Annotated in this window: 13 protein-coding genes and 1 other RNA gene; 5 read left to right on the forward strand and 9 right to left on the reverse strand. The window is 66.2% G+C overall.

The window, feature by feature from the left end; genetic code table 11:
- Positions 1-15 precede the first annotated feature (15 nt).
- Together AC1RWL_RS14010 and ffs are read right to left on the reverse strand one after the other, a co-directional pair.
- Positions 16-1899, reverse strand: coding sequence for a DNA polymerase III subunit gamma/tau (locus AC1RWL_RS14010; protein WP_493095030.1), 1884 nt, complete (start codon positions 1897-1899; stop codon positions 16-18).
- Positions 1900-1958: 59 nt separating this feature from the next.
- Positions 1959-2055: signal recognition particle sRNA small type (gene ffs, locus AC1RWL_RS14015), an RNA gene on the reverse strand.
- Between the two features lie 154 nt (positions 2056-2209).
- Here ffs and AC1RWL_RS14020 point away from each other — a divergent pair.
- Positions 2210-2635, forward strand: coding sequence for an HIT domain-containing protein (locus tag AC1RWL_RS14020; protein ID WP_493095031.1), 426 nt, complete (start codon positions 2210-2212; stop codon positions 2633-2635).
- On the forward strand, positions 2632-3606 hold the full coding sequence (gene nudC, locus AC1RWL_RS14025; protein ID WP_493095032.1) for an NAD(+) diphosphatase: 975 nt from the start codon (positions 2632-2634) through the stop codon (positions 3604-3606). The genes AC1RWL_RS14020 and nudC overlap by 4 nt, the downstream gene beginning before the upstream one ends.
- Here nudC and AC1RWL_RS14030 read toward each other — a convergent pair.
- Positions 3603-4454, reverse strand: coding sequence for a prephenate dehydratase (locus AC1RWL_RS14030; RefSeq protein ID WP_256117854.1), 852 nt, complete (start codon positions 4452-4454; stop codon positions 3603-3605). The two genes, nudC and AC1RWL_RS14030, sit on opposite strands and share 4 nt — an antisense overlap.
- Positions 4455-4465: 11 nt before the next feature.
- Positions 4466-5221 carry a 3-deoxy-manno-octulosonate cytidylyltransferase gene (locus tag AC1RWL_RS14035; RefSeq protein WP_256117855.1) on the reverse strand — a complete coding sequence of 252 codons (756 nt, stop codon included), beginning with the start codon at positions 5219-5221 and terminating at the stop codon, positions 4466-4468.
- A gap of 151 nt (positions 5222-5372) precedes the next feature.
- Between AC1RWL_RS14035 and AC1RWL_RS14040 the strand changes: the two genes are divergently transcribed.
- The gene (locus AC1RWL_RS14040) at positions 5373-6113 is read left to right on the forward strand and encodes a c-type cytochrome (protein ID WP_439629920.1); all 741 of its coding nucleotides are present in this window, start codon (positions 5373-5375) and stop codon (positions 6111-6113) included.
- Positions 6114-6171: 58 nt separating this feature from the next.
- Here the strand turns inward: AC1RWL_RS14040 and AC1RWL_RS14045 are convergent, their stop codons facing one another.
- Positions 6172-7116, reverse strand: a complete 945-nt coding sequence (locus AC1RWL_RS14045; protein WP_435267512.1) for an AEC family transporter — start codon at positions 7114-7116, stop codon at positions 6172-6174.
- Between the two features lie 724 nt (positions 7117-7840).
- On the opposite strand from AC1RWL_RS14045, the gene AC1RWL_RS14050 reads away from it, so the two are divergent.
- Both AC1RWL_RS14050 and pbpC read left to right on the forward strand, forming a co-directional pair.
- Positions 7841-13291, forward strand: a complete 5451-nt coding sequence (locus AC1RWL_RS14050) for an alpha-2-macroglobulin family protein (protein ID WP_493095307.1) — start codon at positions 7841-7843, stop codon at positions 13289-13291.
- Positions 13292-13303: 12 nt separating this feature from the next.
- The gene (gene pbpC, locus AC1RWL_RS14055) at positions 13304-15388 is read left to right on the forward strand and encodes a penicillin-binding protein 1C (RefSeq protein ID WP_493095033.1); all 2085 of its coding nucleotides are present in this window, start codon (positions 13304-13306) and stop codon (positions 15386-15388) included.
- A gap of 277 nt (positions 15389-15665) precedes the next feature.
- On the opposite strand, the gene AC1RWL_RS14060 is transcribed toward pbpC, so the two are convergent.
- The 4 genes from AC1RWL_RS14060 to AC1RWL_RS14075 are packed head-to-tail and all read right to left on the reverse strand — an operon-like array spanning position 15666 to position 19760.
- Positions 15666-16466, reverse strand: coding sequence for a crotonase/enoyl-CoA hydratase family protein (locus AC1RWL_RS14060; protein WP_493095034.1), 801 nt, complete (start codon positions 16464-16466; stop codon positions 15666-15668).
- A 37-nt stretch (positions 16467-16503) separates the two neighbouring features.
- The gene (locus AC1RWL_RS14065) at positions 16504-17379 is read right to left on the reverse strand and encodes a hydroxymethylglutaryl-CoA lyase (protein ID WP_493095035.1); all 876 of its coding nucleotides are present in this window, start codon (positions 17377-17379) and stop codon (positions 16504-16506) included.
- Positions 17376-19361, reverse strand: coding sequence for an acetyl/propionyl/methylcrotonyl-CoA carboxylase subunit alpha (locus AC1RWL_RS14070; protein ID WP_493095036.1), 1986 nt, complete (start codon positions 19359-19361; stop codon positions 17376-17378). Before AC1RWL_RS14070 ends, AC1RWL_RS14065 begins: the two co-directional genes overlap by 4 nt.
- A gap of 15 nt (positions 19362-19376) precedes the next feature.
- Entirely contained in the window at positions 19377-19760 is a 384-nt protein-coding gene (locus AC1RWL_RS14075; RefSeq protein ID WP_493095037.1) for a RidA family protein, read from the reverse strand.
- Positions 19761-19770: the final 10 nt, after the last annotated feature.

A 19770-nucleotide genomic window follows, 5' to 3' on the forward strand; every position in this document is an offset into this window, starting at 1 on the left:
TCTTTTTATTGACTGTCAGGTTTCGATATCGTCGCCGGGCAGGATGTCGCCCTCGGCGGATTCCGCAACGGCCGCGACCTCGATGGTCTCCGGCTCGTCTTCCGTTTCCTGCACCTTGATGCGCACGTCGGTGATCTTGGCGCCCGGAAAGCGCTGCAGGATCGCCGCCACGTCCGGGTCCTGGCGCGCATCGGCGACGCGCGCCTCCTGCGCCTGGGATTCGGCTTCCGACAGGGTCGGGCCGCCGGCCTCGCGCGACAGGATCACCATCCAGCGCGCGCCGGTCCATTCCTGCAAGCGGTTCTGGAGGTCGGGCACCAGCGATTTCGGCGCATCATTGGCAAGGCTGATTTCCAGCCGCCCGGCCTCGACGCTGACCGGACGCACGAAGGCGCGCACGAGCGCGCGCAGCCGGATGTCGCGGTTCTTGGTGCAGAGATCGGCGACATCCGAGAGCGACTTGACCGGCACCAGCGGCACCGCCGCCGGCTGCTCGGCCGGTACGGGCTCGATGCGGCCGACCGGCTCGGGCGCGGGATCGGCCTGCGGCACGGGGCGCAACATGGTCACGGTCGCGCCACCCGACTGGGCGCGCTGGGCCGGGGCGTCCGGCTGCCGTGAGATGGCCGAAACGGAAGCGGCCTGCGACGTCGGCTGGCCGCCGTTGCCGCTATAACCGCCGGATTGCGGCGCGCGAGAACCCTCGCTGCCGGAAAACTCGGCGAGGCGGCGGGCGGCATCTTCCGGCGAGGGCAGGTTTGCGGCATGTGCCAGGCGGATGATGACCATCTCGGCGGCACCGGCCGGGCGACTGGAGGATTCCGTTTCCGGAATACCCTTCAACAGCATCTGCCACATGCGCGACAGCGCGGTGACCGCGATGGAATTGGCGAACTCGACGCCGCGCACCCGCTCGATCTCGCTCAGCGACTGGTCGCCGGTGGCGTCGGGCACATATTTCATGCGGGTGACGAGATGGGTGAAATCGGCAAGGTCCGTCAGCACGACCGGCGGGCTCGCACCGGCTTCGTATTGCGCGGCGAATTCGGCAAGGGCGGAAGCCGCGTCGCCCTTCACGATATGCTCGAAGAGATCGACGATGCGGGCACGGTCGGCAAGGCCGAGCATGGAGCGCACGGCATCCACCTCGACACGCCCACCGCCATGCGCGATCGCCTGGTCGAGGAGCGAGAGGCCGTCACGGGCGGAACCCTCGGCGGCACGCGCGATCATGGCGAGCGCATCGGCCTCGGCCTCGACGCCTTCCTTGCCGAGAATGGTGGTGAAGAGGCCGACGAGATCGGAGGCATCGATGCGGCGAAGGTCGAAGCGCTGGCAGCGCGACAGCACCGTGATCGGCACCTTGCGGATTTCCGTCGTCGCGAAGATGAACTTGACGTGCTCCGGCGGCTCTTCCAGCGTCTTCAACAGGCCGTTGAAGGCCTGCGTGGAGAGCATGTGCACTTCGTCGATGATGTAGACTTTATAACGCGCCGAAACCGGGCGGTAGCGCACCTGCTCGATGATCTCGCGGATATCGTCGATGCCGGTATGGGAGGCGGCGTCCATCTCGATGACATCGACATGGCGGCCTTCCATGATGGCCTGGCAATGTTCGCCGGGCACGCGAAGGTCGATCGTCGGGCGGTCGATCTCGGGGGTCTTGTAATTCAGCGCGCGGGCGAGGATGCGGGCAGTCGTCGTCTTGCCGACGCCGCGAACGCCCGTCAGCATATAGGCCTGCGCGATGCGCCCGGTCTCGAACGCGTTGGTCAGCGTGCGGACCATCGGTTCCTGGCCGACCATCAGGTCGGAGAAATCCTTGGGGCGGTATTTGCGCGCGAGCACCCGGTAGGCGGCGGGTTTTTCGCTGGACGGATTTTTGATGTCGTCGCTCATCGACCCTGCCGTTAATCAAATGTCTGTCCCGACAGGACGGCCAGAAGCAGGACGGTAAGGTGGGAGGCTGGCACGATGACCCGTGCCGGGCTCGTTGGGGCTGCTTCCTTCCGGACCTGACCCGGTTGGCGAGTGGCTCGTCCACCACCAACCTCCCGTCCCCCATATCGGCAATATTCCAACCGAATGCAAGCGCGAGCGACAAAAAACTATTGGGGGAATTTCGATGCCATGGCATGACTCTCTTCCATGATCGCAATTCCGGATGCAAAACCGCAGCGCCCTTTTGCTGGAGTTGCTCATAACAAGCATGCCGGAGGCCCCCGTGAGCGAATTTCGACCCGATGAACGGCTGGCGCGCGACAGCGATCTCCTGACGAAGATCGGCCTGTGCGAACTGCGCCTGATGAAGGATGGCCGCTGGCCCTGGCTGGTGCTGGTGCCGCAGCGCCCGGATGTCAGCGAGATTTTCGACCTGACGCCGCTCGACCAGACCATGCTCGCCTTCGAGACGACGCTGGTCGCCGAGGCGCTGAAGGCCGCAACCGGGGCGACGAAGATCAATACGGGCGCCCTCGGCAATATCGTGCGCCAGCTTCACGTCCATGTCATCGCGCGCAGCGAAGGTGACCCGAACTGGCCCGGCCCCGTCTGGGGTTACGGCACCGCCGAACCCCGCTCGGCCGACGACACCAAGGCCTTTGCAGCCAAGATCCTGGACGCGCTCTCGCCATGAAGCCATCGCTTTTCGATCTCTACCGCCCGCATCCCGAACCGAGCACCATGGTCGCCTTTGCGGAAAACAGCCTCGACCGCCAGTCGGAGCACCGCGCGCCGGACTGCCTGGAACAGGCCTTCAAGGCCGAGACCGTGCATGCCTTTGCGCTGGCCGGTGGCAAGCTCGTCGTCAAGCATGACGAGAAGATCATCGACCCGCTGTTTGCGCCCTACGAGCTTGCCGAACTCGACCCGATCCCGGAGGAATCCATCCTTCTCGGCTATCTGAAGAACGGCGAGCCGCGGCTGGCGATCCCCGTGCGCGCCGATCCGGATGCCTTGCAGGAGCCGCTGAAGGCCACGGACGGGCGCACGCTCTATCGCCAGCAGATGCTCGACGACGACCTGCTCGGCCAGTTCGCGCAGGCCTCCAGCCTGATGACCTGGAACGGCAACAACCGCTTCTGCGGCAAGTGCGGCTCGCCGACGCGCTCGGAAATCGGCGGCTATCGCCGGGTCTGCGAGGCGTGCAGTCACACGATCTTCCCGCGCACCGATCCGGTCGCGATCATGCTGGTCATCGATATCGAGCGCGACCTTTGCCTGCTCGGCCGCTCGCCGCATTTTCCGGAGGGCATGTATTCGTGCCTGGCCGGTTTCCTGGAGCCGGGCGAGACGATCGAGCACACGGTGCGCCGCGAAACATTCGAGGAATCCGGCATCAAGGTCGGCCGCGTGCGCTACCACGCCTCGCAGCCCTGGCCGATGCCACATTCGCTGATGATCGGCTGCTACGGCGAGGCGATCTCCTTCGAGATCCACCGCGACGACAAGGAACTGGAAGATTGCCGCTGGTTCACCCGCGAGGAGACCGCGGCGATGATCGAGCGCAGCGCCTCCTCGGGCGTCGCCCCCGGTTCCACCACGCCTCCGCCGAAGGGTGCCATCGCGCACCGGCTGATGCGCGACTGGCTCGACTGGAAAGGTTAGAAAGCACTCCGCATCGGATGCGCCCGGTAGGTGCCGAGGATGCGGACCTTTTCGGAGAAGAAGCGCAGTTCCTCCAGCGCCTGGCGGACATGCGGCTCGTCCGGATGGCCTTCGATATCGGCATAGAACTGCGTGGCGATGAACTTGCCGCCGATCTGGTAGCTTTCGAGCTTCGTCATGTTGATGCCGTTCGTCGCAAAGCCGCCGAGCGCCTTGTATAGGGCGGCCGGGATGTTGCGCACATTGAAGACGAAGGTGGTGACGACGATGTCGTCGCCGCTCTGCTCCGCCTTCTTCTCGTCGCGCGACAGCACGACGAAACGCGTCATGTTGCTTTCGGTGTCCTCGACGTTTTCCTGAAGGATCGACAGGCCGTAGAGATCGGCGGCAAGCCGCGGGGCAAGGGCCGCCATGGAGCGGTCGCCGGTTTCCGCCACCAGCTTTGCCGCGCCGGCCGTATCGCCGGCGATGACCGGCTTCCAGCCGTTGAGGCGGACGATCTTGCGGCACTGGCCGAGCGCATGGATATGGCTGTGCACCGTGCGGATCTCGTCCTTCGTCACGCCCGGCAGCACCATCAGCTGGAAGCGGATCGGCATGAAATATTCGCCGACGATATGCAGGCGCGATTCCGGCAGGAGATGATGGATATCGGCGACGCGGCCGGCGATCGTGTTCTCGATCGGGATCATGCCGAGGTCCGCATCGCCGTTTTCCACGGCGAGAAAGGCGTCCTCAAAGGTCTGGCAGGGCAGCGGCTCCATGTTGGGGAACATGTCGCGGCTCGCCATGTCCGAATTGGCGCCGAACTCGCCCTGGAAGGCGATCTTGTTGGTCTTCATGATCATGACGGTTCGCCTCAGACTGGGTTGGCCGCGAGGATGGCGCGGGCTTTTTCGAGGTCGGCCGGGGTATCGACGCCAAGCGGCACGGTGTCGACGATCTCGGCATCGATGCGCATGCCCGCTTCAAGCGCCCGCAACTGCTCCAGCGATTCGCGCTTTTCCAGCGTCGACGGCTTCAGTGCGACGAAGGCTTCGAGCGCCTTGCGGCGATACGCATAGAGACCAATGTGATGGTAGAGCGGCCCCTTGCCGTGCGGCGCCGTCGCGCGCGTGAAATAAAGGGCGCGCAGCCGGCTGTCGCTGAGCGGCGAGCCGACGATCTTCACGACGTTCGGATTGGTCTTCTCTTCCTCGTCGCTGATCTCGGTCGTCAGCGTGGCGATGTCGGTCGAGGCGTTTTCCAGCGGGCGAAGGGCGGCGCGGATCGTTTCCGGGTCGATCGTCGGCAGATCGCCCTGCACGTTGATGATGATCTCGGCGCGGCCCTCCGGGTCGCTCTTGGTCAGCGCCTCGTAGATGCGGTCGGAGCCGGACTGGTGATCGACCCGGGTCATCACCGCCTCGAAGCCCGCTGCCACGACAGCGTCAAAAATATCCGTATGATCGACGGCCACGACGACACGGCCCACATCGGCCGCGGCCGCCCGGCGGGCCACCTGGACGATCATCGGCAGGCCGGCAATATCGGCCAGCGGCTTGCCCGGAAGCCGCGTCGAGGCCATGCGCGCCGGAATGAGGACGAGGGTCGTGTCAAAATTGGCGGGTTTCATCTCAGGCCCTTCAAAACCCCCGGGAAAAGTGTCAAAACGTCTCAGTGCGGGGGCTACAATCACTGTTGCAACGAAGCAGCAAAAGACATAGGTTCCGCGCGATTTCAAGACTGGCCGGCGCATGTCCGCTGGTTCCTAGGGGAGCGTTTGGATGAACTCTTATGTGAACATGGGCGTGGGTGCCCTATTGGGCACCGTCTTCGTACTGATGTCCGTGTCGATCGCTTCTGAAGGCATTTTCCACTCGGCGCACCCCGAGAAGGAAGGTTTTGCCATCGTGGCCGAGGAGACCGGCGGCGAGGAAGCGGGCGGCGACGCCCCCGCAGCTGTTCCGATCGCGACCCTGCTCGCCACTGCCGATGCCGGCGCCGGCGAAACCGTCTTCAAGAAATGTGCGAGCTGTCACACCCCAGAGAAGGGCGGACCGAACAAGGTCGGACCCGGTCTCTGGGACATCGTGAACCGCCCGATCGCCTCGCATGAAGGCTTCAGCTATTCCGCCGGCATGACGACCTTCTCCGAAGGCCACAAGGTCGTGTGGGACTATGACCACCTGAACTTCTTCCTCGAAGCACCGAAGAAGCACGTTCCGGGCACCGCCATGGGCTTTGCCGGTCTCAAGAAGAACGACGAGCGCGCCAACCTGATTGCCTACCTGCGCACGCTTTCCGACAGCCCGGCCGCCCTGCCGACCGCGTCGAACGAAGGTGCTGCCGCCACGACCGAGGGTGCAACCACCACCGAAGGTGCAGCGCCCGCCGATGGCGCGGCGACGACCACCGAGGGCGCAGCCCCGGCGGATGGCGGCGCTGCCACCACGACGACGACCGAAGGGACGGCACCGGCCGAAGGCACGACCACCGAAGGCACCACGGAAAAGCCGGCTCAATAAAAGCGGCCCGCATCCAAGACGACAAAACCCGGCCTTCGCGCCGGGTTTTTTGTTGCCTTCAGGTGAGAAGCCAGGCCCAGAAGGAGACGGTGAAGACGCCGAGCGCCGTCGTCATGGTGATGGTCGAGGAGGCGAGCGCATGACCGACGCCGAAATGGTTGGCGAGCAGCCAGGCATTGACGCCCGTCGGCACCGAGGAGGTCAGCACCATCGCGGCCGTCCATTCCGGACTGAGGCCCAAGAGCCGGCAGGCAACATAGACGCAGCCCGGCAACAATACGAGCTTGAGGCTGGTCATGGCGAGCGCGATGCCGGCATTGCCGCCGACCTTGTACTTGTTGAGTGCCATGCCGATCGAGACGAGGGCTGCCGGTGCCGCCGTCGCGGCGAGCTGGTCGACCACCACCTTGACCGGCCCCGCGAGCGGCACGCCGCCGACATGGAACAGCGCGCCGGCCGCAAGGCCGATGACCAGCGGATTGCGCACGAGGCTCTTGCCGATGCCGAGCAGCAGGGCGCCGAAACGCTGCGGCTCGCGCGTTCCGCTCTTGCGCTCCGCACGCTCCATCAGCACCGTGCCGGCGATCATCATGACCGGCAGGTGCACGGAGAGCAGCACGGAGATCGCCACCAGCCCGTCCTCACCCACGATGCGCGAGACGAGCGGAAGGCCGATGAAGACCGTGTTGGCGAAGGCAGAGGAGACGCCGGCGAGCACGCCGATGCGCCGGTCGCGCTTGAAGCCGAGCGTCGCCACCAGATGGGCGATCGTCCAGGTGACGGCGACGCCGGCGAAATAGGCGAGCCAGATGCGCAGCGGCGATTCGCCGGCGAAATCCGCCTCGGCGATGGTGCGAAACAGCAGCACCGGAACCGCCACGCGGAAGACGAATTCGCCGAGCCCCTCGCCCAGCTCCTCCCGCAGATAGCGGGTGCGCACGAGCACCCAGCCGATCAGGATCAGCGCGAAGATGGGCAAGACATTGAGGGCGACATCCGACATGAAACCGTCCGGAAAACAGGGAATGAGAGACGACGGACAGCCGCCCTGGAGCAATTCCAGCAAAAGTGCATAGCGGTTTTGCGCCCGGAATTGCGTAAAAACAAGAAGATAGAGCATTTTCGCGTTTCGGAGAAAAGCGGAAATGCTCTCAAGGCGTCATGGGTAGGCCAAACGTCGGGAAGGGTCCAGCGCGAAGCCGGCGCGAGGGCGCGCCGGAAATGAAAAAAGCGAGGGTTATCCCCCCGCTTCCTCATCCCGACCTGGCCGGGGAAGTGTTTCGCGCGGTGCCAGTACATCCGTGGTCACTGCTGTGCGAAACACGACTTTCGTGTCTGACGAGGTTCTACCGAGCCGCTATTACAGCGGTATGACAGAGGAATGCCCGTCGATGAAAACAAGTCTGCGCGCATATGGTTAACAAAAGGTTAACGCGCGGAGGGCCAAAAATTTTCGCATTTCCGGCGATTGAACGGCAGATCTGAAACGTCTTCCCCCTGGTTCCATGCGCCACCCCCTTCCGGCCTCCCCGACGCGTCCTGTCTTTCGATTGACAAGCCGATCCCGGGTCTGGACAGTGGCGGCGGCAACGAGACGGGCAGCGTTAGAGCATTTCCGCTTTTCTTCGAATCGCGCAAACGCCCTAACGCTTGGTTTTTACGCAATTCCGGACGCAAAACCGCGTTTTGCACTTTTACTGGAATTGCTTGAGGAGGACTTGATGTCTATGCGCGCATTCTTCGGTTTCTCGGCACTTCTTCTTATGGCCGTGGCCTCCCCTCCCCTTCCCGCCAGCGCCCAGGAGACGCGCACCGTCGTAACGACTGAAAACCGCGATTATTTCGGCTTCGACCTGCGCACCGTGCAGGACGTGACGCTGGACCAGTGCAAGGCGGATTGCGTCGACGACCTTTCCTGCCGCGCCTTCACCTACAATCCCAAGGTGAAATGGTGCTTCCTGAAGAGCGATTTCAACCAGCTCAACCCCTTCCAGGGCGCGATTGCCGGCAAGATCGTCAAGGCGGACACGGCTGCCGATATCGGCGCGCCGGCCGCCCTGCCGTTCATTACAGAATATATGATGAGCGACGCCCGCTCCTTCCGCAACGGCCTGTCGCTTGCCGCCGACCAGCAGGGTCAGGGTGTTGAAAGCCTCGCCTCGCTCGGCCGCATCGAGACGGCGTCCGGCCGCTTCGACTACGCGCTGACCGCCTTCAGGGGCGCCCTGTCGCTCGCGCCGGACGACTACTATCTCTGGATGGAGACGGCCGAGTCGATGGCGCGCGCCTTCAACAACAGCTATCTCGCCAGCCAGGGCGCGCTCGCCGCCATCAACGCCTATGAGCTTTCGCGCACGACCGAGACCCGCGCCCGCGCGCTCGCCGTGCTTGCCGATACGCTCGACAAGTCGAGCAACTACCGCGCCGGCATCAACGCCTACAAGGCGAGCCTGGACCTGAAGGACGACGTCGCGGTGCGCTCGGCCTATCTGGGGCTTCGCGCGCGCCAGGGTTTCCGCATCGTCAACCACACGATCGATTCGGATAGTGCTACGCCGCGCGCCTGCGTCGAATTCTCCGAGCCGCTCGTCAAGTCGGGTGCCGACTACGCCTCCTTCGTCACGCTGGATGGCGCCGCACCCAAGGCCGTGGAAGCCAAGGACCGGCAGATCTGCGTCGAGGGCCTGACCCATGGCCAGCGCTACAAGATCGCCTTCCGCCCCGGCCTGCCGTCCGCCGTCGACGAGCCGCTGGCATCCATGGTCGACCTCGACATCTACGTGCAGGACCGCGCCTCCATGGTGCGCTTCACCGGCGACAGCTTCGTGCTGCCGGGCAGCGCGCGCCGCGGCATCCCGATCGTCTCGGTCAACACCGACAGCGCCGACCTGAAGCTCTACCGCGTGGGCGACCGCGCCATCGCCTCGCTGCTCGCCGACAGCCAGTTCCTGACGCAGCTCGACGGCTATTCGGCCGAACGCATCGAAAGCCAGAGCGGCCAGCTCGTATGGCAGGGCAAGATCGACATCTCGCCAGAGCTCAACAAGGACGTCGTCACCAGCTTCCCGGTCGACGAGGCCCTGCCGGAGCGCAAGCCCGGCGTCTACGTGTTGACCGCCGCCGCCTCGAACGGCCGCACCAACGAATGGGAGGCGAAGGCCACCCAGTGGTTCGTCGTCTCCGACGTCGGCCTCACCACCTATGCCGGCACGGACGGCCTCAACGTCTTCGCCCGCTCGCTGGACAGTGCAGCGCCGATCGACGGCGTCGAACTCCAGCTGATCGCCAAGAACAACGAGGTGCTCGGCACCGCGACGACCGATGCGGACGGCCGCGCGACCTTCACCGCCGGCTTGATGCGCGGCACCGCCGCCATGACGCCCGCCGTGATCCTTGCGAAGAAGGGCGATTCGGACTTCGTGTTCCTCGACATGACGCGCGCCGGCTTCGACCTCTCCGACCGCGGCGTCACCGGCCGCCCGGCACCGGGCGCGGTCGACGTGCTCGCCTGGACCGAACGCGGCATCTACCGCGCCGGCGAGACGGTGCATGCGACGGCCCTTGCCCGCGACATCGAGGCGAACGCCGTCGAGAAACTGCCGCTCACCTTCGTCTTCAACCGGCCGGACGGCGTGGAAGACCGCCGCATCGTCAGCGATGGCGCGGCCCTCGGCGGCCATGCCGTCGACCTGCCCTTGCAGGCAAACAGCATGCGCGGCACCTGGACCATGCAGGTCTATACCGACCCGAAGGGTACGGCGATCGGCGAAAAGCAGTTCCTCGTCGATGACTTCGTGCCGGATCGCATCGAATTCGACATGACGAGCGAGGCCAAGGCCATCGAGACCGGCGTTCCGGCAGAAGTCTCCGTCGAAGGCCGCTATCTCTACGGCGCGCCCGGTGCTGGCCTGGAAATCGAGGGCGATGTCACGCTGAAGCCGACGCGCGCGGACACCGCCTATCCCGATTATGTCTTCGGTCTGGCCGATGAAGAGGCGATCGAGGCCAGCAGCACGGCGCTGGAAGGCCTCGACGTGCTCGACGACGACGGCAAGGCGACCTTCGACGTCAATGTCACCGACCTGCCCGCGACGACGCAGCGCCTCGAAGCGCTCGTGACGCTGCGCATGACGGAAGCCGGCGGGCGCGCCGTCGAGCGTTCGCTCACCCTGCCGGTCAAGGCGACCGGCCCGATGATCGGCGTCAAGCCGGAGTTCAAGGACGAGCTTACGGAAAACAGCGTCGCGAATTTCAACGTCATCGCTGTTGGTGCCGACGGCGCCAAGCAGGCGATGCAGGGCATGCCCTGGAAGCTGCTCGCCGTCGAGCGGAACTACCAATGGTATCGCGACGGCAGCTCGTGGCGTTATGAGCCGGTGCTTTCGACCAAGCAGCTGGCGAACGGCACTGTCGATGCCACAGTGGATGGCGGCCAGATCTCGGTTCCCGTCACCTGGGGCCGCTACCGCCTGGAAGTTGAAAGCGCCGAGCCGGACGGCCCGGCCACCAGCATTGAATTCGATGCCGGCTGGTACGTCGCCGCCACCTCGACGGAAACGCCCGACGCGCTGGAAATCTCGCTCGACAAGGAAAACTACGCGGTCGGTGATACCGCAAAGCTGAAGATCTCGCCGCGCCATGCCGGCCAGGTCCTCATCACCATCGGCGCCGAAAGCCTGATCGCCACCCAGACCGCCGCCATCGGCGCCGAGGGCGGCGAGGTGGACATCCCGATCACCAAGGAATGGGGCCCCGGCTCCTACGTCACCGCGACGTTGTTCCGTCCCGGTGCGGACCGTGAAAGCCGCATGCCGATGCGCGCGATTGGCATCACCTGGCTGAAGGTCGACCCCGCGGAGCGCAAGCTCAACGTCGCGCTCGACGTGCCGGAAAAGACGCTGCCGCGCCAGGCGCTCGACATTTCGCTTCAGGTCGCCGGTGCGGGCGCCAACGAGGACGCCTATGTCACGGTTGCCGCCGTCGACGTCGGTATCCTCAACCTCACCCGCTATGAAGCGCCCGATCCGGCCGGCTGGTACTTTGGCCAGCGCCGCCTCGGCATGGAAATCCGCGACCTCTACGGCCGCCTGATCGACGGCTCGCTCGGCGCAACCGGGCGGCTGCGCACCGGCGGCGACGGCGGCGAAGGCGCGCTGCAAGGCAATCCGCCGACCGAAAAGCTCGTCGCCTTCTTCTCCGGTCCAGTGAAGCTCGATGCCGAAGGCAAGGCCAAGGTCAGCTTCGACATTCCGCAGTTCAACGGCACAGCCCGCCTCATGGCCGTCGCATGGACGAAGACCGGTGTCGGCAGCGCCACGAAGGACGTCATCATCCGCGACCCGGTCGTCGTGACCGCCAGCCTGCCGAAGTTCCTCTCCCCCGGGGACCGCGCCGACCTGAGGCTGGACATCGCCAACACGGATGCGCCGGCCGGCGACTACACGGTCGAGATCACGCACAACGCCTCCGTCATGGTCGAGCAGACCGGGGCCGGCCAGACGCTGCGGCTCGAACCCGGCGCAAAGTCCGCGCTCACCCTGCCGCTGATCGGCGGCGAGGTCGGCGACGGCGTCGTCACCGTGAAGCTCTCGAACGGTGCGGGCATGTCGCTCGAACAGGCGCTCAACATTCCGGTGCGCCCGGCCGCCATGCCGATCACCACGCGCCGGCCGATCGAGATCGCCGCAAACGGCAGCCTGACGATCGACGACCAGTTGCTGGCCGACAGCCAGCTTGCCGGCGCCTCCGTCAGCCTCAGCGTCTCGCGCGCAGCCGCCTTCGACATCCCGGCGCTGCTGATGGCGCTCGACCGCTACCCCTATGGCTGCGCCGAGCAGACGACGAGCCGGGCGCTACCGCTGCTCTATCTCAGCGAACTCTCCAAGCAATCCGGCCTGCCGGAGGACACGGAGACGCAGAAGCGCGTGCAGGATGCGATCTACCGCGTGCTCGCCTATCAGTCGTCCTCCGGCAGCTTCGGCCTCTGGGGTCCGGGTTACGGCGATCTCTGGCTCGATTCCTTCGTCACCGACTTCCTGACGCGGGCTCGCGAGCAGAAGTTCGATGTGCCGGAGCAAGCCATGCTGCAGGCGCTCTCCAACCTGCAGAACGCCATCTCCTACGACGTGAATGTCACCAACCAGGGCAACGAGATCGCCTATGCGCTCTACGTGCTCGCCCGCAACCGCAAGGCCGCGATCAGCGACCTGCGCTATTATGCCGACACGAAGCTCTCGGAGTTCTCATCGCCGCTGTCGCGCGCCCATCTTGCCGCGGCCCTCGGCCTCTATGGCGATGCCCAGCGTTCGATGACGATCTTCTCGAATGCACTCGGCCTGTCGCGCGACAGCATCCTGAACGCCAGCCTTTCGCGCAACGACTATGGTTCGTCGCTGCGTGACGGGGCCGCCGTTCTGGCGCTTGCTGCCGAAGCCCGTCCGGTTCCGGATATCATTCCACAGCTCACGAAGATCGTCGCCAAGCAATGGGAAGAAAAGCGCTGGACCAGCACGCAGGAACAGACCTGGATGCTGCTCGCCGCGCGTTCCGTGAAGGATGCCGACAAGGACCTGAAGCTTGAAATCAACGGCGTCGCCCGCGATGGCGGCTATGCCGCGCAGATGACCGGCAAGGCCCTGCTCGAAAACCCGCTGACGGTCGCCAACCGCACCGGCGAGCCGGTCTCGGCCGTGCTCACCACCGTCGCGGCGCCGGTCGATCCGTTGCCCGCCGGCGGCGACGGCTTTGCCATCGAGCGCACCTATTACACGCTCGACGGCGAGGAGGCGAACGTCTCCGAGGCGACCCAAAACGAGCGTTACGTCGTGGTGCTGAAGGTGACGGAGAGCAACGACTGGCCGTCGCGCATCATCATCACGGACCTGCTGCCGGCCGGCTTCGAGATCGACAATCCGAGCCTCGTCGACAGCGCGAAACTGGCGAATTTCGACTGGGTCGGCGAAGTTGAGCCGGCGCATACGGAGTTCCGCTATGACCGCTTCGTGGCTGCCTTCAACCGCAGCGGGGGCGACACCCGCGAGGTGACGCTTGCCTATGTCGTGCGCGCCGTCACCCCCGGAACCTACGATCATCCGGCCGCGCAGGTGGAGGACATGTACCGTCCGCAATACTCCGCCCGTACGGCGACCGGCCGCATGCAGGTCGTCAAGGCCGAGTAAGAGGACCGGTCCATGGCGCTCTGGCGCAAGCTCGTTATCGGCTCCCTTGGCGGGGCGGCGTCCATCGCCGCCCTCGCCTTCGGCCTCGACTATGCGGACAAGGCCTATCCGCCGCCGATCGCGGTTGCCGGCACCGTGTCCAAGGAAGTGCTCGATCGCGACGGCCGGCTGCTGCGCGCCTTCGCCACGCCGGAGGGGCTCTGGCGGCTGAAGACCACGGCGGCCGATGTCGATCCGCAGTTCCTGCGCATGCTCGTCGCCTATGAGGACCGGCGCTTCAACGAGCACCACGGTATCGACCCGCTGGCGCTGCTGCGCGCCGCCGGGCAGCTCGCCACCAACGGCCGCATCGTCTCGGGCGCCTCGACGCTCTCCATGCAGGTCGCCCGCCTGATCGAGCCGCGCGAAAACCGCTCGATGCTGGCGAAACTGCGCCAGATGGCCCGCGCCATCCAGCTCGAACGGCGGCTCTCCAAGGCGGAAATCCTCGATCTCTACCTGACCCTCGCCCCCTATGGCGGCAATCTGGAGGGTGTTCGCGCGGCCAGCCTCGCCTGGTTCGGCAAGGAGCCGAAGCGGCTTTCGGTGGCCGAGGCCGCCCTGCTCGTCGCCCTGCCGCAGCTTCCGGAAAAACGCCGGCCGGACCGGCATCGTGCGGTGGCGGAAAAGGCCCGCGAGCGCGTGCTGAACCGCATGGCGGTCTCCGAGATCATCGGCGAAGGCGAGGCCGAACGCGCTTCCGCCGAGGCCGTGCCGGATCGCCGCCGCCAGCTCCCCTCCTATGCCGCCCATCTTTCCGAAATGGCGCTGCGCAAGGACCCGAAGGCGACCGAGCACAGGACGACGCTCGACCGCAACGTGCAGGACGGGCTGGAAACCGTGGCACGCGAGGCCGCCGAACGGCTCGGCGCGAAAATCTCGATCGCCATGGTGATGGCGGATGCCCGCACCGGCGAGATCCTTGGCGAGGTCGGCTCAGCGGACTATTTCGACGGCCGCCGCGCCGGCTGGATCGACATGACGCGCATCCGCCGCTCGCCCGGCTCGGCGCTGAAGCCGTTCATCTATGGACTTGCCTTCGAGGAAGGCCTGGTCGCGCAGGAAACGATCGTCGAGGATCGGCCGTCCGACTTTTCCGGCTACCGTCCGCGCAATTTTGACATGACCTATCAAGGCGACGTCAGCGTGCGCAAGGCGCTGCAACTGTCGCTGAACGTGCCCGCCGTGCGCCTGCTTGAAGCCGTCGGCCCGACGCGGCTGATGGTGCGCTTCCGCCGCGCCGAGGTGCATGCGGAACTGCCACCGGGCGAAACGCCGGGGCTTGCGATCGGCCTTGGCGGCGTCGGCGTCACGCTGCGCGAGCTCACCCAGCTCTATGCGGCGCTCGCCAATCGTGGCATGCCGGTGCGGCTCGGCGACGGCATTTCGCGCAACGCGTCGCAGATCGAGGGCGAACCGCTGCTCGACCCCGTCGCCACCTGGCAGGTTTCCGACGTGCTTTCCGGCGTCACCCCGCCGACCGGCAGCCGCCGCCTCGGCATCGCCTACAAGACCGGCACGAGCTACGGCTACCGCGACGCCTGGTCCGTCGGCTATGACGGCCGCCATGTGCTTGGCGTCTGGGTCGGTCGCGCCGACAACGGCGCCGTACCTGGCCTGACCGGCTATGGCGCCGCCGCTCCCATCCTCTTCGAGGCCTTCTCGCGCTCCGGCATCGCCATCACCGCGCTGCCGCGCGCGCCGTCCGGCGCCGTGCGCATCGCGCAGGCAGAACTGCCCGCCAGCCTGCGCCGTTTCTCGACCACGACGGGCGGCCTCGTCGCGACCGTGGCGCGCGAGCCGGCGCCCGAAATCATCTACCCGCCGGAAGGCGCCCATGTGGAACTCGGCGCCACCACGAGCACGGACATCTCACCGCTCGTGCTGAAGCTGCAAGGCGGCCGCGCTCCCTTCCGCTGGCTCGCCAATGGCAAGGTGCTGCCCGATGCCTCGCGCCGGCGCACGACGCAGTGGATGCCGGAAGGTGCGGGATTTTCGACGCTGACGGTGATCGATGCGGCCGGACGGGCGGCGAGCGTGCGGGTGTTTATCGAGTAGCAAAGCCTGCCCGCCAATTCGTGGGACCGGATGACGACATTGCCGCGCTCCCCCTCTCCCCCGCGGGGAGAAGGTGGCCCGAAGGGTCGGATGAGGGGGTAGTGCGGATCGAAACCACAGCCTTTGCGCCTGCGCCACCCCCCTCATCCCGCTGCCGCGACCTTCTCCCCGCGGGGGAGAAGGGGACTTTCGGCACCCGGTCGTTTCATATGCAGCCGTCTTCAAGGAGCAGGATAATAGAAGCGCCGGAGTTCAGCTCATGCCCGCTCGGCCGCGATCACTTGCCGGAATCCACCGGCACCCACCCCGGCTTCCGCTTCTCCAGAAACGCCCCGATCCCCTCCGTCGCTTCCGGCGTTTCCCAGGTATCGGCGAGCCGCGTCAGCGTCATCTCGATGACCTTCTCGTCGATCGGCGGAGCCAGCGCATGCGCCAGCGCCTTGGTGGCCGCAACCGCCTCGGGGGACGCCGCGAAATAGGGCGTGATCTCCGCCTCGATCGCCCCGTCCAACTCAGTCACCGCTACGACGCCGCTGACGAGGCCGATGCCCCGCGCGGTCGGCGCGTCGAACAGGCGGGCGGAGGTGGCGAAGCGGAGCAGCGCCGCGGGACCGATGCGGGCGGCGACATAGGGGCTGATCGTTGCGGGGATGAGGCCGAGGCGGGTTTCCGTCAGGCCGAAGCGGGCGCCGTCCACGGCAATCGCGGCGTCGCAAACGCTGATCAGGCCGACGCCGCCGCCATAGGCCTGGCCGTTGACGCGGGCGATCAGCGGTTTCGGCAGGTCGCGCAGCGCCTTGAGCATCAAGGCGAGCCGGCGCGCTTCGGCGATGCGCGCCTCACGCGTGGCGGCCATCTGCTCCTTCATCCAGTTGAGATCGCCGCCCGCGCAAAAACTCTCGCCCTCGCCCGTCAGCACGACGACGCGCACGGCCTTGTCCTCGCTAAGCAGGCCCGCGACGGCGGTCAGTTCGCGGATCATCAGGCCTGATAGCGCATTGTGCTGCGCGTGCCGGCGAAGCGTCAGCGATGCCACGCCGCGCCGATCGACGGATACGGAAATCGTTTCGAAATGCATGGCTGTACCTCCTCTGCGTGGTCGCGGGCGCAAACCGCTAGGCACTTTTCCTGGCATCGGTCTTGCCGGTGATCTGCCGGGCAAAGGCCGCGGCCGCTGCCAGTTTCTCCCGGTCGAGCCCTGTCTCGTATCCCTCGGCCGCCAGCATGTCGGCGACGGCGAGCGTGTCCACATTGCCGCGGGCACCCGGCGCATAGGGGCAGCCACCGAGCCCACCGACCGAGGCGTCGAAGACGGTGAGCCCATGATCGAGCGCCACGCGGATATTGTCGAGCGCCAGCCCGTTCGTATCGTGGAAATGGCCGGCGAGATTTTCGGGGAAGGCGACGGCGAGCACGACATCCAGCATGGCCGCGACCTCCGCCGGCTTGGCACGGCCGATCGTATCGCCAAGGCTCACCTCGTGGCAGCCGAGGCGCAGGAGTTGCCCTGTCACCCGCGCCACCGCGCAAGGCTCGACCGGGCCATCATAGGGGCATTGCACGACGCAGCTCACATAGCCGCGCAGCGGAATGCCGTCCGCCTTCGCCGCTTCGGCAACCGGTCGGGCGCGCTCGATGCTTTCGGCAATCGAGCAGTTGAGATTGGCGCGGGAAAAGCCTTCGGAGGCCGAGAGGAAGACGGCGACTTCATCGACGCCGGCGGCCTTCGCCGCCTCGTAGCCCTTCATGTTGGGCACCAGCGCCGCATAGGAAAGGCCGGGGCGGCGCGCGATGCCGGCCATCACCTTGGCGCCATCGGCAAGCTGCGGCACCCATTTGGGGCTGACGAAACTCGTCGCCTCGATGCGCTGAAAGCCGCAATCCGACAAGAGGTCGATCAGCGCGATCTTGTCCGTAGAAGGAATGATCGCCTTCTCGTTCTGCAACCCGTCGCGGGCCGCCATCTCGACGATTTCGACGCGCCAGCTCATACGGCCTCCTTGGGCTCCAGCGAGAGCAGCAGCGCGCCTTCCGCCACCTGATCGCCGACCGCGACCGGCACCGTCGCCACCACGCCATCACGCGGCGCCGCCAGCACCAACTCCATCTTCATCGCCTCCATGGTGACGAGCGCATCACCCTTGGCAACGCGCGCACCCGGCCCCGCCGAGACGATGCGCACCAGGCCCGGCATGGGCGCCGAGAGCCGATCGCCGCCAGCCGTCGCCTCGCCATGATGGCCGGCCTCTTCGGCGATTGCGAAGGTGTGGGCGTGGCCGGCGAAGAAGACGAGGATATCAGTGCCTTCGCGATGCACGGTTGCGGACAAAACCCGGTCTTCGAACGCTGCGCGGACGGAACGTCCATTAGTTGACTGCACGGCGATATCGGTGGTGATGCCGTTGTGTTCGATATGGAAGCGGTTCGTTTCGCGCGCTGTCACGCGCAGCGCATGTTCCGCATCGCCATGATCGAGGAAAACTGTCTGCGCCGCCTCGCCCCACAGCCGGAAGCTGCGCAGGTGTCCCCAGGGATCCGGATCGGCCGGTGCTTCCAGGAAACCGAGCGCCGCTAGGGCGGCCAGCGCGAAGCCCTCCTCCGAGGCGTCGGGTTCGTTGAGCAGGCTTTCGCCCGCGCGGCCGATCAGGCCCGTATCGACGTCGCCCGCCGCAAAGGGCGGCAGGCGGCAGAGGCGGGCGAGGAAACCGGCATTGGTCGTGACCCCGCCGACGCGGCAGGTTTCGAGCGCCGTTTCCAGCTTTGCCAGCGCTTCCGCGCGGGTGCGGCCGTGCACGATCACCTTGGCGATCATCGGGTCGTAATAAGGCGTGATGAGATCTCCGGCGCGCACGCCGGAATCGATGCGGGCGTCCTGCGGCAGGTCGAAGACGGAAAGGCGGCCGGTCGCCGGCAGGAAATCGCGCGCCGGGTTTTCAGCGTAAAGCCGCGCCTCGAAGGCCCAGCCGTTAATTGAAAGCTCCTCCTGCCGTTTCGCCAGCGGCTCGCCGGCAGCGACGCGGAGCTGCCATTCGACGAGGTCGAGGCCGGTGATCGCTTCCGTCACCGGATGCTCAACCTGCAGGCGCGTGTTCATTTCCATGAAGTAGAAGCGGTCCTGCCGGAGCCCCTCGGAGACGTCGGCGATGAACTCGACGGTGCCGGCGCCGCTATAGCCGATCGCCGCCGCCGCACGTACCGCGGCCTGCCCCATCGCCGCGCGCATTTCCGCCGTCATGCCGGGGGCCGGGGCCTCCTCAATGACCTTCTGGTGCCGGCGCTGGAGCGAGCAGTCGCGCTCGAAGAGGTGCACGACATTGCCGTGTTTGTCGCCGAAAACCTGCACCTCGATGTGGCGGGGTTTGGCCATGTATTTTTCGACGAGCACGCGGCCGTCGCCGAAGGCGCTTTCACCCTCGCGCCGGGCGCTTTCCAGGGCCGCGGCAAAATCCGCTGGATGCTCGACGCGGCGCATGCCCTTGCCGCCGCCCCCGGCGCGCGCCTTGATCAGCACCGGATAGCCCATGGCCTCGGCCTCGCCGGCGAGGAAGGCGGCGTCCTGCCGCTCGCCGTGATAGCCGGGCACGACGGGCACGCCCGCCTTTTCCATCAGCGCCTTGGCCGCATCCTTGAGGCCCATGGCGCGGATGGCGCTCGCCGAGGGGCCGATGAAGACGAGCCCGGCCGCCTCCACCGCCTCGACGAAATCCGGGTTTTCCGACAGGAAGCCGTAGCCGGGGTGTACGGCCTCGGCACCGCTCGCCCTGGCCGCCGCGATGATCGCCGGAATGTTCAGGTAGCTTCTTGCCGCCTCCGCCGGGCCGATGCGGATCGCCTCGTCGGCCATCGCGACATGCAGCGCATCGCGGTCGGCATCGGAATAGACGGCGACCGTCGCGACGCCCATCTGGCGGGCGGTGCGAATGACGCGGCAGGCGATTTCGCCGCGGTTGGCGATGAGGATTTTCCTGAACATGCGCGCTTCGGCTTTCTATTGTGCAGCGATCGCTTCGACTTCGAGCAGCCATTTCTCGTCGAAGATCGAGCAGATGACGACGCTCATCGCCGGGGCATTGGAGCCGAGATAGTCGCTGCGGATCTCGCGGTTTTCGGTCGCGTGGTGGCGGTCCGAAAGATAAGTCGTGACCTTGACGAGATCGGCTTTGGACATGCCGGCCGCTTTCAGCTGGGCGTCGATATTGCGCCAGACCAGCCGGGCCTGGGCCTCAAACCCCTCCGGCACCTTGTCGTCGTCCGACACCGGGATCTGGCCGCTGATGAACAGCAACGTCTTGAAATCCTCGAGCTTCACGGCCTGCGAGTAGCCGCCGCGCGGGTCAGGCGCGTTCTTCGCATTGATCGATTCGCGTTTCATGCTGTCGCTC

The sequence above is a fragment of the Shinella sp. GW821-FHT10F02 genome, from assembly GCF_058809275.1.